Origin of the sequence: Neobacillus vireti, from assembly GCF_001026695.1 — a bacterium.
Lineage (GTDB): Bacteria > Bacillota > Bacilli > Bacillales > Cytobacillaceae > Neobacillus > Neobacillus vireti.
Genome location: NZ_LDNB01000019.1, coordinates 42,846 through 55,849, shown reverse-complemented (window position 1 = coordinate 55,849; position 13,004 = coordinate 42,846). Strand labels below are relative to the sequence as shown.

14 protein-coding genes are annotated in these 13,004 nt (G+C 41.2%); 13 read left to right on the top strand and 1 reads right to left on the bottom strand.

Translation table 11 applies throughout. From position 1 onward, the window contains the following. The first annotated feature begins 591 nt into the window (after positions 1-591). The 10 genes from AA980_RS23605 (at position 592) to rsmI (ending at position 7,813) form a co-directional block, all read left to right on the top strand. Entirely contained in the window at positions 592-810 is a 219-nt protein-coding gene (locus AA980_RS23605; protein WP_024031151.1) for a sigma factor G inhibitor Gin, read from the top strand. An 85-nt stretch (positions 811-895) separates the two neighbouring features. After that, entirely contained in the window at positions 896-2,335 is a 1,440-nt protein-coding gene (locus AA980_RS23600) for an aminotransferase class I/II-fold pyridoxal phosphate-dependent enzyme (RefSeq protein WP_024031152.1), read from the top strand. Positions 2,336-2,362: 27 nt separating this feature from the next. Beyond that, complete coding sequence (gene tmk, locus AA980_RS23595) at positions 2,363-2,989, top strand: dTMP kinase (RefSeq protein ID WP_024031153.1); 627 nt, start codon at positions 2,363-2,365, stop codon at positions 2,987-2,989. Positions 2,990-3,306: 317 nt separating this feature from the next. After that, positions 3,307-3,636: a cyclic-di-AMP receptor gene (locus AA980_RS23590; RefSeq protein WP_034725482.1), complete on the top strand. Its 330-nt coding sequence runs from the start codon at positions 3,307-3,309 to the stop codon at positions 3,634-3,636. Between the two features lie 25 nt (positions 3,637-3,661). Further along, positions 3,662-4,669, top strand: coding sequence for a DNA polymerase III subunit delta' (gene holB / locus AA980_RS23585; protein WP_024031288.1), 1,008 nt, complete (start codon positions 3,662-3,664; stop codon positions 4,667-4,669). After that, on the top strand, positions 4,662-5,489 hold the full coding sequence (locus tag AA980_RS23580; protein ID WP_024031287.1) for a PSP1 domain-containing protein: 828 nt from the start codon (positions 4,662-4,664) through the stop codon (positions 5,487-5,489). The genes holB and AA980_RS23580 overlap by 8 nt, the downstream gene beginning before the upstream one ends. A 13-nt stretch (positions 5,490-5,502) precedes the next feature. After that, positions 5,503-5,871, top strand: a complete 369-nt coding sequence (gene yabA, locus AA980_RS23575; protein ID WP_024031286.1) for a DNA replication initiation control protein YabA — start codon at positions 5,503-5,505, stop codon at positions 5,869-5,871. A gap of 65 nt (positions 5,872-5,936) precedes the next feature. Next, complete coding sequence (locus tag AA980_RS23570; protein WP_024031285.1) at positions 5,937-6,677, top strand: tRNA1(Val) (adenine(37)-N6)-methyltransferase; 741 nt, start codon at positions 5,937-5,939, stop codon at positions 6,675-6,677. Beyond that, positions 6,667-6,969, top strand: coding sequence for a GIY-YIG nuclease family protein (locus AA980_RS23565; RefSeq protein ID WP_024031284.1), 303 nt, complete (start codon positions 6,667-6,669; stop codon positions 6,967-6,969). The genes AA980_RS23570 and AA980_RS23565 overlap by 11 nt, the downstream gene beginning before the upstream one ends. Next, positions 6,932-7,813: a 16S rRNA (cytidine(1402)-2'-O)-methyltransferase gene (rsmI, locus tag AA980_RS23560; protein ID WP_047772028.1), complete on the top strand. Its 882-nt coding sequence runs from the start codon at positions 6,932-6,934 to the stop codon at positions 7,811-7,813. The genes AA980_RS23565 and rsmI overlap by 38 nt, the downstream gene beginning before the upstream one ends. A 35-nt stretch (positions 7,814-7,848) precedes the next feature. On the opposite strand, the gene AA980_RS23555 is transcribed toward rsmI, so the two are convergent. Continuing rightward, positions 7,849-8,133 carry an AbrB/MazE/SpoVT family DNA-binding domain-containing protein gene (locus AA980_RS23555; protein ID WP_024026429.1) on the bottom strand — a complete coding sequence of 95 codons (285 nt, stop codon included), beginning with the start codon at positions 8,131-8,133 and terminating at the stop codon, positions 7,849-7,851. A gap of 470 nt (positions 8,134-8,603) precedes the next feature. Here AA980_RS23555 and metG point away from each other — a divergent pair, with 470 nt between their 5' ends. The 3 genes from metG (at position 8,604) to AA980_RS23540 (ending at position 12,945) form a co-directional block, all read left to right on the top strand. Further along, the gene (gene metG, locus AA980_RS23550; RefSeq protein WP_024026430.1) at positions 8,604-10,574 is read left to right on the top strand and encodes a methionine--tRNA ligase; all 1,971 of its coding nucleotides are present in this window, start codon (positions 8,604-8,606) and stop codon (positions 10,572-10,574) included. Positions 10,575-10,758: 184 nt separating this feature from the next. Next, positions 10,759-11,526, top strand: coding sequence for a TatD family hydrolase (locus AA980_RS23545; protein WP_024026431.1), 768 nt, complete (start codon positions 10,759-10,761; stop codon positions 11,524-11,526). Positions 11,527-11,763: 237 nt separating this feature from the next. Next, the gene (locus tag AA980_RS23540; protein WP_034723053.1) at positions 11,764-12,945 is read left to right on the top strand and encodes a G5 and 3D domain-containing protein; all 1,182 of its coding nucleotides are present in this window, start codon (positions 11,764-11,766) and stop codon (positions 12,943-12,945) included. Positions 12,946-13,004 lie beyond the last annotated feature (59 nt).

Below are 13,004 nucleotides of genomic sequence, written 5' to 3'. Positions count from 1 at the left end.
GAAGTTAAGCTTCTCAGCGCCGATGGTAGTTGGGGCATGCGCCCCTGTGAGAGTAGGACGCTGCCAGGCAAAGTAAAAAGACAATCTTATGTGGATTGTCTTTTTTGCATATGAGAAGAAGTTGAAAGTAAATTGTTAAAAGTGAGAGTAAAATTCAAAAAGCGGACAGTAAATAATTAAAACCGGAGAGTAAAATTCGAAAAGCGGATAGTAAATGATCAAAAGCAGACAGTAAATCGTATAAAGTGTAAAGAACATTTAGAATTACATCTATAATCGGACCAAAAAGGGGTATATAACCACATTTCGATAATAACCTCGCCTTATAAGGACAAAACCACCCGCAAACTCCGCAAAGATGTCTTTAATAAGCACTCATAAGGAACAAAACGACCCCCAAAAACCATTAAAATGTCTTTAATCACCCGATTGACTTTATTGAAATCAAAAAAGTACGAATTGTTTTGAAAGAATTCACTTATAGACATACACCCAATTGCTATCTGCGACATAGTATATTACAGGATGGGTTTGGAACGAGATTATTCGAAAAAGTGTATACAAATTGGTGAATGAGGGCAGAATGGGTGTATGGAGGTGGAGGAATTGAGTTCATTTTTGGCACATAGTCATTTTGAGGAAACATGTGTTATTTGCGAAAATTTAAAACCGAAAGGCATACATCTATACACTTCTTTTATTTGTACAGAATGTGAAAATGATTTGATTCAAACAGATACAAATGATCCAAAATATAAATACTTCCTAAAACAGCTTAAAAAAATTACAACGCCGGAAATCTTTTCATAACAAAGTCCATAACGGGCTTTATTTTTTTGCTTAGAAAAGGGATTTCATTTAAAATGAATAAGACTATTAGAAGGAAGTATGGGAAATGAATGCTCAATTGAAAACACCCTTATACCAAGCCGTACTGGATCATGCAGCCAAGCAGCCGATTTCCTTTCATGTTCCTGGGCATAAACAAGGCTTGATCAATCAACCTGAAGCAAATGCTGCTTTCAAGGACCTATTGCAAATCGACGCAACGGAGTTGTCCGGCTTGGATGATTTACATGCACCTGAAGACGTCATATTAGAAGCAGAAACACTCTTAGCGGAGCTATATCAAACGGAAAAAAGTTTTTTCCTTGTCAACGGTTCCACTGTAGGCAACCTGGCGATGATTATGGCAGTCTGTGAGGAAGATGATCATGTTCTTGTCCAGCGGAATTGTCATAAATCCGTCTTGAATGCCCTGAAATTAACGAAGGCAAGACCTGTTTTTTTAGAGCCGGAATATAATCAGGACTGGAAGGCTGCCGGGGGTATCAAACTTGAAACGGTTAAGGAAGCAATTAACCTCTATCCAGAAGCAAAAGCGATAATTTTGACCTATCCCAACTATTACGGATTGGTTAATGATTTGGAAGGAATCATTACGGAGGCCCATCTCCATCATATCCCAGTGCTCATTGATGAGGCTCACGGTCCTCATTTTATTATCGGTGACCCGTTTCCAGCTTCCGCCACTCAAATGGGAGCTGATATAGTGGTTCAGTCCGCCCATAAAACTTTGCCTGCAATGACGATGGGTTCTTTTTTACATATTAACAGCCAATTAATTAATCTGAATAAGGTTAAAGAATATCTCGGTATGCTTCAATCAAGCAGTCCTTCTTATCCGATTATGGCATCACTAGATATCGCGAGGAATTATTTAGCTACATATAATGTGAAAGATTTATCTTTCTTTTTAACAAATCTCAGTTGCTTTAAAGAGGAATTAAGCAAAATTCCGGCGATTAAAGTGTTGGATTTTCCAAATAATCAAGGTGATCCATTAAAAATAACGATACAATCCCGATGTGGATTAAGCGGTTTTGAGCTCCAAAACAGATTGGAACAGCATTCCATCTATCCGGAATTAGCAGACCCATACAATGTGCTGCTGATTCTCCCTTTATTAAAAGCAGGACAAAGTTATCCGTTTGAGGCGGCAGCGGCAAAGATAAAACAGGCGCTTATCGATATACCTGTACAAGAACTAAAGGAAGACATTCATGTCGATAGGCAAAATATATCTGGGTTGGCAATTCCCTATAAAGACATGGAAAAACTTCCTCAGAAAGAAGTCTCGATTGAAAAGGCATTAGACCTGGTATGTGCGGAAACCGTCATTCCCTACCCTCCAGGAATACCGCTGCTATTAAAGGGTGAAGCAATCACAATAGACAAGCTTAACCAGCTCAATCGCCTGTTACAATCAGGAGCCAGGTTTCAAGGAAGCTCCCCGTTAAAAAAAGGTAGGATTAAGATTTTTAGCACAACTTGAGATTTTTACAGTTTTGGAGGTTTTATTTTGAAGAAGAGCGGGACATTTATTACATTTGAAGGACCGGATGGTGCGGGAAAGTCGACGATCATCAGGATGGTAGCGGAGCAGTTTCCTACCGTCTTGCTGACAAGGGAACCAGGCGGTATTGATATCGCGGAGCAAATCCGCAATGTCATTTTGGCGAAAGAGAATACGGCAATGGATCCGCGGACAGAAGCATTACTCTATGCTGCTGCACGAAGGCAGCATTTGATTGAAAAAGTAAAACCAGCATTAGACGAAGGAAGAATTGTCTTATGTGACCGGTTTGTTGATAGTTCATTGGCCTATCAGGGCTATGCACGCGGTTTAGGAATAGATGAGGTATATTCGATTAATCAATTTGCCATCGAGGGCTTTATGCCTGAGTTAACGATCTACTTTGATATTGAACCAGAGCTCGGATTACAACGGATTAACAAAAATAAAGGAAGAGAGATTAACCGTCTGGACTTAGAAGACCTCGAATTCCACCAAAAGGTTAGACAAGGATATCAGCTATTAATGGAACGTTTTCCAACGAGAATCGTTAAGATTGATGCCTCTGGTTCAGTAAACGAAGTCTATAAGCAAACAATCGAGCTGATTGAAAACAAGTTAGCAAAAAAGTAGTCTTCATTTGAAGGCTGCTTTTTTGCTAAACGTTGTGTTAAAGCACAATGTTGATTGGAGTGGAAGGCGCGAGACTCCTGCGGGAGCAGCGGGACAGGTGAGACCCCGCAGGCGCTTTTGCGCCGAGGAGGCTCACCGCCCGCCCCGCGGAAAGCGAAGCGCCTGGAACGGAAATCAACATTCACTTTTTACAAAGCCTTACTAAAAAGAAATTATTAATGCTTTTCCAGCCTATTACAAATGTAAGCAGGACAAGAACCTGTTATAATATAGATAGAGGTAACAAGATTCGGAAAAATTGGAGAGAGGGTGGTTTGATGAAACTCATCATCGCAGTTGTTCAAGATCAGGATAGCAATCGTTTATCAAAGGCATTAGTAGACAATAATTTTAGGGCGACAAAATTAGCGAGTACAGGCGGATTTTTGAAATCGGGGAACACTACCTTTATGATTGGGACTGAAGATATTCGCGTTGATCGCGCTTTGCAAATTATTAAGGATAACTGCAGGTCGAGGGAACAGCTCGTTTCACCGGTTTCTCCAATGGGCGGGAATGCAGATTCCTATGTACCGTATCCGGTCGAAGTTGAGGTTGGCGGTGCGACGGTTTTCGTGCTTCCAATCGAGCAATACCTACAGTTTTAAATACCTATATGAGTGAGTGATAAATTTGGTTAAAACATGGGATCAACTAGAAGAATTGCAGCCAGCCGTGCTTCGAATGATAAAAAACAGCTTGGTGAAAAATCGAGTAGCCCATGCGTACCTTTTTGAAGGCATGAAAGGGACTGGGAAAAAGGATATTGGGTTGTTGTTCACGAAGGCACTTTTTTGTGAATCGCTCATAGATGGCTATAAACCTTGTGAGGCCTGTCATAATTGCCGCCGGATTAATAGCGGCAATCATCCTGATGTTCATATTGTTGAGCCGGATGGCTTATCCATCAAAGTAGACCAAATCAGAAACCTGCAGGCTGAGTTTTCAAAAAAGGGAGTAGAATCGTTAAAAAAGGTTTACCTATTATCAGGTGCAGATAAAATGAGTGTGAGCGCCTCCAATAGTTTGCTAAAGTTTCTTGAGGAACCGAGTGCAGAAACGGCGGCCTTTTTATTAACAGAGCAGCCGCAGCAAATGCTGCCAACGATTCTTTCGAGGTGTCAAATTCTAACATTCCAGCCACTTCCCCCTCAAGTTATGATTAAACAGCTTGTGGAAAACGGTGTTGATCCGGGAAATGCACCGCTGCTTGCGGAGCTAACCAATAATCTTGAGGAAGCAATGCGATTAAATGTCGATGAATGGTTTGCACAAGCTCAAAAAATAGTGTTAAAATTATATGGGGTGTTGGAGAAGAATTCATTGGAGGCCATGGTAACACTTCAACAAGAATGGTTCCAACACTTTAAAGAGAAAGAACAGCTTCATCGTGGTTTAGAACTTTTTCTTCTTATATTTAAGGATTTACTATATATACAATTAGATAAGCAGGAGCAAATTGTTTTTAAAGCTGATAGTGAGCGCTTAACACAATACGCCTTAAAAACATCAGGACGGCGCTTATCGAATCAAATGTTAGCTATTCTTGAGGCAAAACGGAAGCTCGAGAAGAATATGAATCCTCAGCTGATGATGGAACAGCTTGTGTTTAAATTGCAGGAGGGATCTTCATTTGTATGATGTTGTAGGAGTACGCTTTAAAAAGGCGGGGAAAATCTATTATTTTGACCCTGGAGACCTCTCAATTGAAAAGGATGACTTCGTGATTGTCGAAACAGTCCGCGGAGTCGAATATGGCAGGGCAGTTATCGCCCGAAAACAGGTTGAGGAGCATGATGTTGTCCTTCCATTAAAAAAGGTCGTCAGAATTGCTGACCAAAAGGACCGGATGATTGTCGAAGAGAATAAGCAGGCTGCCCAAGAGGCTTATGAAGTTTGTAATGAAAAAGTGAATGAACATCAATTGGATATGAAGCTTGTTGATGTTGAATATACATTTGACCGAAATAAGATTATTTTCTACTTTACGGCTGATGGAAGAGTTGATTTTCGTGAGCTTGTGAAGGATCTAGCAGCGATTTTTCGGACACGGATTGAATTACGCCAAATTGGTGTCCGCGATGAAGCTAAAATGCTTGGCGGCATCGGTCCGTGCGGTAGAATGCTGTGTTGTTCTACCTTTTTGGGGGATTTTGACCCGGTTTCGATAAAAATGGCGAAGGATCAAAATTTATCATTAAATCCTACGAAAATATCCGGTCTGTGCGGCCGGCTAATGTGCTGTTTAAAATATGAAAATGATGAATATGAATCTGCAAAAGAGGCTTTGCCAGATTTAGGTGAAATCATTGAAACACCGCAGGGTTCAGGGAAAGTAGTAGGATTAAATATTTTAGAACGGGTACTACAAGTGGAACTTAAGGAGCAAGAGCGGGTTCTGGAATATACCTTGGATGAAATCACTAAAGAAGGTGCCTTGTCGATACAATCCACAGATTAATGAGGTGGAAGAAGTGGATAAAAAAGAAATATTTGAGTCGGTAAGTAATATGGAAACACAAATTGGCAGTCTTTATCAGCAGCTTGGGGAATTAAAGCAGCATTTAGCTGAAATACTAGAAGAAAATCATTATTTGAAGCTTGAAAATGAGCATCTAAGGCGTCGTTTAGATGTAACCACTGAAGAAAAGAAAAAAACAGAACCTAAAAAGAATGCAGACAATGCCGAATCCCCTGATGTAAAGCCGTTTGATATTGGGGAAGGATATGATAATCTCGCTCGTCTTTATCAAGAAGGGTTTCATATTTGCAACCTTCATTTCGGGAGCCTGCGAAAGGAAGGCGACTGTCTATTTTGTCTTTCTTTTCTTAATAAGAAATAACCTTAAGGAGGCTGAGAAAATCAGCCTCTCTTTTCATACATTTTTAGCCTAAAGGATGGATTTATGTGGTCAATTTAAAGGAAGATGAACGGCTGGATTATTTACTCGCGGAAAATTTAAGGATTATCCAAAGTCCTTCTGTTTTTGCCTTTTCACTTGATGCCGTTCTCTTAGCCCGGTTTGTTTATGTTCCGATTCAGAAAGGAAACTTACTGGACCTCTGCAGCGGGAATGGTGTGATTCCCTTATTCTTAAGTGCAAGGACAAAGGGTCAAATTACGGGTGTCGAAATTCAGGAGCGCCTATATGATATGGCGGTAAGAAGCATTGCCTATAACGGTCTCGAAAATCGCCTCCAGATGGTTCATGGTGATATAAAGGAGATGGCGAAGCGGTTAGGCTATGGAAAGTTTGATGTCATTACCTGTAATCCACCTTATTTTACGACACCGAAAGCGGGGGAAATCAATCCAAATGAACATCTGGCGATTGCCCGCCATGAAATACTTTGTACGCTGGAGGATGCCATCAAGGCCTCAAGTGACCTAGTTAGGCAAGGCGGTAAGGTGGCATTCGTCCACCGCCCGGGCAGGTTGATCGATCTCATCACCTTAATGCGCAAGTATAGACTGGAGCCGAAGCGGATTCAATTTGTTTACCCGAAAATAGGGAAGGAAGCCAATACCCTCTTGGTTGAAGCAATAAAGGACGGAAGCCCGGATCTTAAGATTCTCCCGCCAATCATTGTCTATGATGAAAACGATGAATATACACAAGAAATAAGAGCCATTTTATATGGAGAATAGCCATCACTATTTTTATGTATTGACCTGTATAGATGGCAGTCTTTATGGCGGCTACACGAATAATCTGGAACGGCGGATTAGGATGCACAATGAGGGAAAAGGGGCAAAATATACCCGGGGCCGCGGCCCGGTCCAATTAACCTACTTTAAAGGCTATCCTAATAAAAGTGACGCCTTAAGGGCGGAATACAATTTTAAGCGATTACCACGGAAGAAAAAGCTTGAGTTTTTATTAAAAGAAAATGGTGATGATTATGTGGCAGCAGAAGAGCTTCGAAAACGAGGAACATAAAGGAATACTTTATCTTGTTCCCACACCGATTGGAAATTTAGAGGATATGAGCTTCCGGGCAGTTAGAATCCTAAAAGAGGCAAATCTGATTGCCGCAGAAGATACACGGAACACGAAAAAACTGTGCAATTACTTTGACATCGAAACGCCTATCGTCAGCTATCATGAGCACAATAAGGAATCAAGCGGGGAGAAACTGATTCAAAGGGTGAAGGAAGGGCTAAAAATTGCGCTTGTCAGTGATGCCGGTATGCCGGCCATCTCTGACCCAGGTTATGAGCTAGTGGCAGCTGCGATTGAAGAAAAGGTCCCTGTTGTACCGCTCCCAGGTGCAAACGCGGCTCTAACCTCGTTAATTGCCTCAGGCCTTCCCTGCCAGCCCTTTTATTTTTATGGATTTTTAAACCGGAGCAAGAAAGATAAGCGGGCGGAATTAGAGGCGTTAAAATGGCAGGCGGCGACGATCATCTTTTATGAGTCCCCGCATCGTCTTAAAGAAACATTAGCCATTATTCAAGAGGTTCTCGGAAATAGGAAGATAGCGATCTGCCGGGAGTTAACGAAAAAATATGAGGAATTTATTAGAGGCACGGTTGAAGAAGTAATTACTTGGGCCAGCCAAGATGAAATACGCGGAGAGTTTTGCTTGATTGTTGAAGGAACGGATGAACAGCAGGAGGAAGGACCAAGCTGGTGGCATGAGTTATCACTTGCGGAGCATGTTAATCACTATATTTCTGAAAAAGATATTCCTTCGAAAGAGGCGATTAAACAGACAGCCAAAGACCGGGGCCTAAACAAAAGGGAAGTATATCAGGCCTATCATGTAGAAAATCAAGAATAAAAAAATCCAGCACGATAAAAGTGCTGGATTGTTCTTTACTTCGCTACTTCAAGGTTGTTTTGAATTTCTTGGATTAATTGTTCTGCACCTTCACGGCTAAGAATTAATTTACCGCCGGCAAGTGTCATGTTATCATCAGAAACTTCACCAGTTACTTGGCAAGTCATATTTGGCTTATATTTTTTTAAGATAATGCGCTCATCATCAACATAGATTTCAAGAGCATCTTTTTCAGCAATACCAAGTGTACGTCTTAATTCAATCGGAATAACCACACGACCTAATTCATCAACTTTACGAACAATACCTGTAGATTTCATTTTTTTCCTATCTCCTCTCGAGAATTAAAGATTATCTATCTATTTTTTATTCGTCATTATTCGACAAATTTTTCATACCTTTATAATACAAGAAATTCCCATATCCGTCAATTATTTTATTTTAAAAAATTTTATTTTTTTTTGCTATCAAACGAACTGTTGGTTTACCAAGGGTTAATGGAATCATTTTATTATTGTAATGATTATCGAGGCGTAACGATAATCATTATTAATCATTCTACAATTCGACAAGATTCTACAATAAGCTGGCTCCCTATTTATATTGTTTCGTTAGGCTATACCCCTTTTTGGGTGTATTAGGTAAAATATTTAAATTACTGGAATTGCAGCAGTAGCGGTTTCTTGCACAAACATTCATTTTTCGGTATATTTTGATGATAGAAGCGGGAAAAAGAGGCAATAATGATTTAATGAGGTTTGCAATTGCCTGCCTAATAGGAGGGGTTTTAATGGAGGAAAAATTAAAGACTTTTTATCTAACAACACCGATTTACTATCCAAGTGGAAATTTACATATTGGACATGCGTATACGACAGTTGCAGGTGATGCAATGGCGCGTTATAAGAGGCTGCGCGGCTATGATGTCATGTATTTAACGGGTACGGATGAACATGGGCAGAAAATTCAGCGTAAGGCGGAGGAAGCGGGAATTACACCGCAGCAATATGTTGATGGTATTGTTGATGGCATTAAAGAGCTTTGGAAGAAGCTCGATATTTCCTATGACGATTTTATCCGGACTACCGAGGAAAGACATAAGCAAATTGTCGAAAAGATTTTTGCAAGACTGCTCGAACAAGGGGATATTTATCTCGATCAGTATGAAGGCTGGTATTGTACTCCGTGTGAAGCGTTTTATACTGACCGCCAGCTCGTAGAGGGCAATTGCCCGGATTGCGGCCGTCCAGTTGAAAAGGTAAAAGAAGAGTCATACTTTTTTAGAATGAGTAAGTATGTTGATCGATTATTACAGTATTATGAGGAGAATCCTGACTTTATCCAGCCGGAATCCCGCAAAAATGAAATGATTAATAACTTTATCAAACCAGGTCTTGAGGACTTAGCTGTATCAAGGACAACGTTTGACTGGGGGATTAAGGTTCCAGGGGATCCGAAGCATGTAATTTATGTTTGGATTGATGCACTCTCCAACTATATAACGGCCCTTGGTTATGGCACAGAAAATGATTCTAAGTATTTGAATTATTGGCCGGCAGATGTTCATCTTGTCGGGAAAGAAATTGTTCGTTTCCATACGATTTATTGGCCGATTATGTTAATGGCCCTTGATGTGCCGCTGCCAAAGAAAGTGTTTGCCCATGGCTGGCTGCTGATGAAGGACGGAAAAATGTCGAAGTCGAAAGGGAATGTAGTCGACCCAGTAACGTTAATTGACCGCTACGGCCTTGATGCACTTCGCTATTACTTATTAAGAGAAGTACCTTTTGGTGCCGATGGTGTGTTCACGCCTGAGGGATTTGTCGAAAGAATTAACTTTGATCTTGCTAATGATCTTGGGAATCTCTTAAATCGAACGGTTGCGATGATTGAAAAGTATTTTAATGGTGTCATTCCTGATTATGCCGGTTCTGTTGGAGAATTCGATGCTGCATTGCTGCAAGTAAATCGTGAAACGGTAGTCAAATACGAGGAAGCCATGGAGAAAATGGAGTTCTCAGTTGCATTAACCTCAATTTGGCAATTAGTCAGCCGGACAAATAAATATATCGATGAAACAAAGCCGTGGGCATTGGCTAAGGATGAGGAACAAAAAGGGGAGCTCGCAAGTGTTATGGTTCACTTAGCTGAATCATTGCGCCGAATTGCGATTCTGTTACAGCCGTTTTTAACACGGACACCGAATGGAATCTTTACACAATTGGGCATTCAGGATGAAATGTTTAAAGCTTGGGACGGCCTTGAAATCTTCGGGGGAATTCCAAGCGGTACAATCGTTAAAAAGGATGCACCGCTTTTCCCAAGACTTGAAATTGCCGATGAGGTGGCATTCATTAAAACGAAAATGCAAGGCGGCGATGCTGCGGCACAGGCACCAGCAGCAGAAGCACAGAAAGAGGAAAAGCCGGAAGCCATTGATGAAATCGCGATTGATGATTTCATGAAAATTGATTTGCGGGTGGCCGAAGTTATTCAAGCGGAGCCGGTTAAAAAGGCAGATAAACTTCTAAAGCTGCAGCTCGATCTTGGCTATGAAAAACGACAAGTTGTTTCCGGGATTGCTCAGTATTACAAGCCGGAAGAGTTGGTCGGGCGGAAAGTGATTTGTATTACAAACTTAAAGTCAGTTAAACTACGTGGTGAATTATCACAAGGAATGATTTTGGCCGGATCAAAAGATGGCCAGCTTTCCCTGGCGACCGTTGATCAAACATTGCCAAATGGTTCGAAGGTAAAATAAATTTTTATAAAAGCGTCTGAATAAGGCGCTTTTTACTTTGAGAAATAGCAAACGCTTCCGCTTTTCGATGTTCCACGTGAAACAAATATCGTGGTATTTCCCTTTTTTTATTTAATTTTTGACATTGCAAGGCGGGAAGTGCACAATTTAGAAAAAATTATAGAAAAGAGGGCTTGGTTTCGTCATGTTATTCGACACGCATGCACATTTAAATGATAGTCAATATAACGAGGATTTGCTAGAAGTGATTGAAAGGGCGCAGCACGAGGGAGTTTCAAATATGGTTGTTGTCGGTTTTGATCGGCAGACGATAGAACGGGCGATGGAACTAGCCGAAAGCTATGAATTTATTTACGCCTGCATTGGATGGCATCCAGTCGATGCCATCGACATGACCGACGAGGATTTAGTCTGGATTGAGGAATTGGCTTCCCACCCAAAGGTTGTCGCAATTGGCGAAATGGGCTTGGATTACCACTGGGACAAGTCCCCTAAGGAAATCCAAAAAGAGGTCTTCCGCAAACAAATTCAACTTGCAAAAAAAGTGAAGCTGCCCATTGTCATTCACAATCGTGAGGCAACCGCAGATATCGTGGAAATATTGAAGGAAGAAGGGGCGGAGGAAGTCGGGGGCATCATGCATTGCTTTAGCGGCAGCCCTGAAGTTGCCAGGGAATGTGTGAAAATGAACTTTTATATTTCCCTTGGCGGTCCAGTAACCTTTAAAAATGCCAAGAAGCCGAAGGAAGTAGCGGCTGAAATACCATTAGATAAACTGTTAATTGAAACGGACTGCCCGTATTTAGCCCCGCATCCTTATCGTGGTAAACGCAATGAACCGGGGTATGTCAGACTTGTTGCTGAGGAAATTGCCGAAATAAAAGGGTTGACATTTGCAGAAGTGGCGGAGGCAACGACACGAAATGCTAAAAAATTATTCGCCATAAAGTGATAAAGGAAATTGTCGAAGCGACAGAAAGCTTGTCTTAATTTTTTCTAATAACAAAAAGTTCTACACGTCTCCTTTTCAACATAGGATATTCATGTCGATAAGTTTTTCTTTGCTTTGTTTCCAGTATTGTGCATAATTAGAAATACATTCACAGGATAATGCAGGGATTGACAGCCGACAACATGATAGAATAATCTCTCTGAGAAAAAGGAGGCGTTTTTCATCGTATTCCAACACATGAAAAACCTGTTTTCTATGTCTTGGAGCGGGAGGTCATTGACCATTGTCTTTGCTAGTTTTATAGTTTTGCTAACAGCGCTTGGGGTTCTGTTTTTTGAAGGATCAAAAAACACTGTAGCAATTACACTAAATGGCGAGCAACAGGTCGTAAAAACGCATGCAGAAACCGTCGAAGAATTATTAGATGAACTGGATGTATCACCTCGCTCACAGGACTACTTGTCTCCAACGGCAAATATGAAGGTGACAGACCACCTTAAGGTTGTTTGGAAACAGGCAAACAAGGTTCAAATTGTCAAAGACAACGAGGAGAAAACCGTCTGGACTACAGCCGCAACAGTGGCTGAGCTCCTAGCAGAGCAGAAAATTGTTTTGAAGCAACAGGATCAAATTTCACCTAAACCACAATCGGCAATCAAAGATAAGATGAATATTGCGATTAGCATCGCTCACCATCTTACTTTAGTGGACGGTGGGAAAGAACAGCAAGTTTGGGCCACTTCGGCTACGGTCGCTGACTTTTTAACACAGCAGGGTATCCAGCTAAATGAATTAGACCGAGTTGAACCGTCATTAACAGAAACCATCACAGGGAATGGTGTTGTTAACGTCATTCGAGTAGAAAAAGTCACCGATGTAGTGGAAGAACCCGTTCAGTTTGCCGTGGTTACCAAAAAGGATGAAAGCCTGGAAAAAGGGAAAGAAAAAATAATAACTAATGGCAAGCATGGCCGCGTGTCAAAACAATATGAAGTCGTGCTTGAAAACGGCAAAGAAGTATCAAGGAAACTGATAAGTGAGCAGAATATTACTCAAAAACAGGATAAAGTGGTGGCTGTTGGAATGAAGGATACGGCCCTGCAGGTATCGCGAGGGGCAGTTGAAACGGGTAAAGAGTTTTACGTGACTGCAACCGCCTATACAGCTTTCTGCAATGGTTGTTCAGGGCGGACGGCAACAGGTTTAAACCTCCGGGCTAACCCGAACATGAAGGTAATTGCTGTCGACCCAAGAGTCATTCCGCTCGGAACAAAGGTGTATGTGGAAGGCTATGGCTATGCTGTAGCGGCTGATACGGGCGGCGTGATTAAAGGATATAAAATTGATTTATTTATGCCGTCAAACTCGGATTGTTACCGCTGGGGGCGTAAGAAAGTAAAGATAAAAATTTTACAATAATTTTTACTCAGATGCAGAGGATTATCTTCTCTGCATTTTGCTTTTTCCTTGATTTTCTT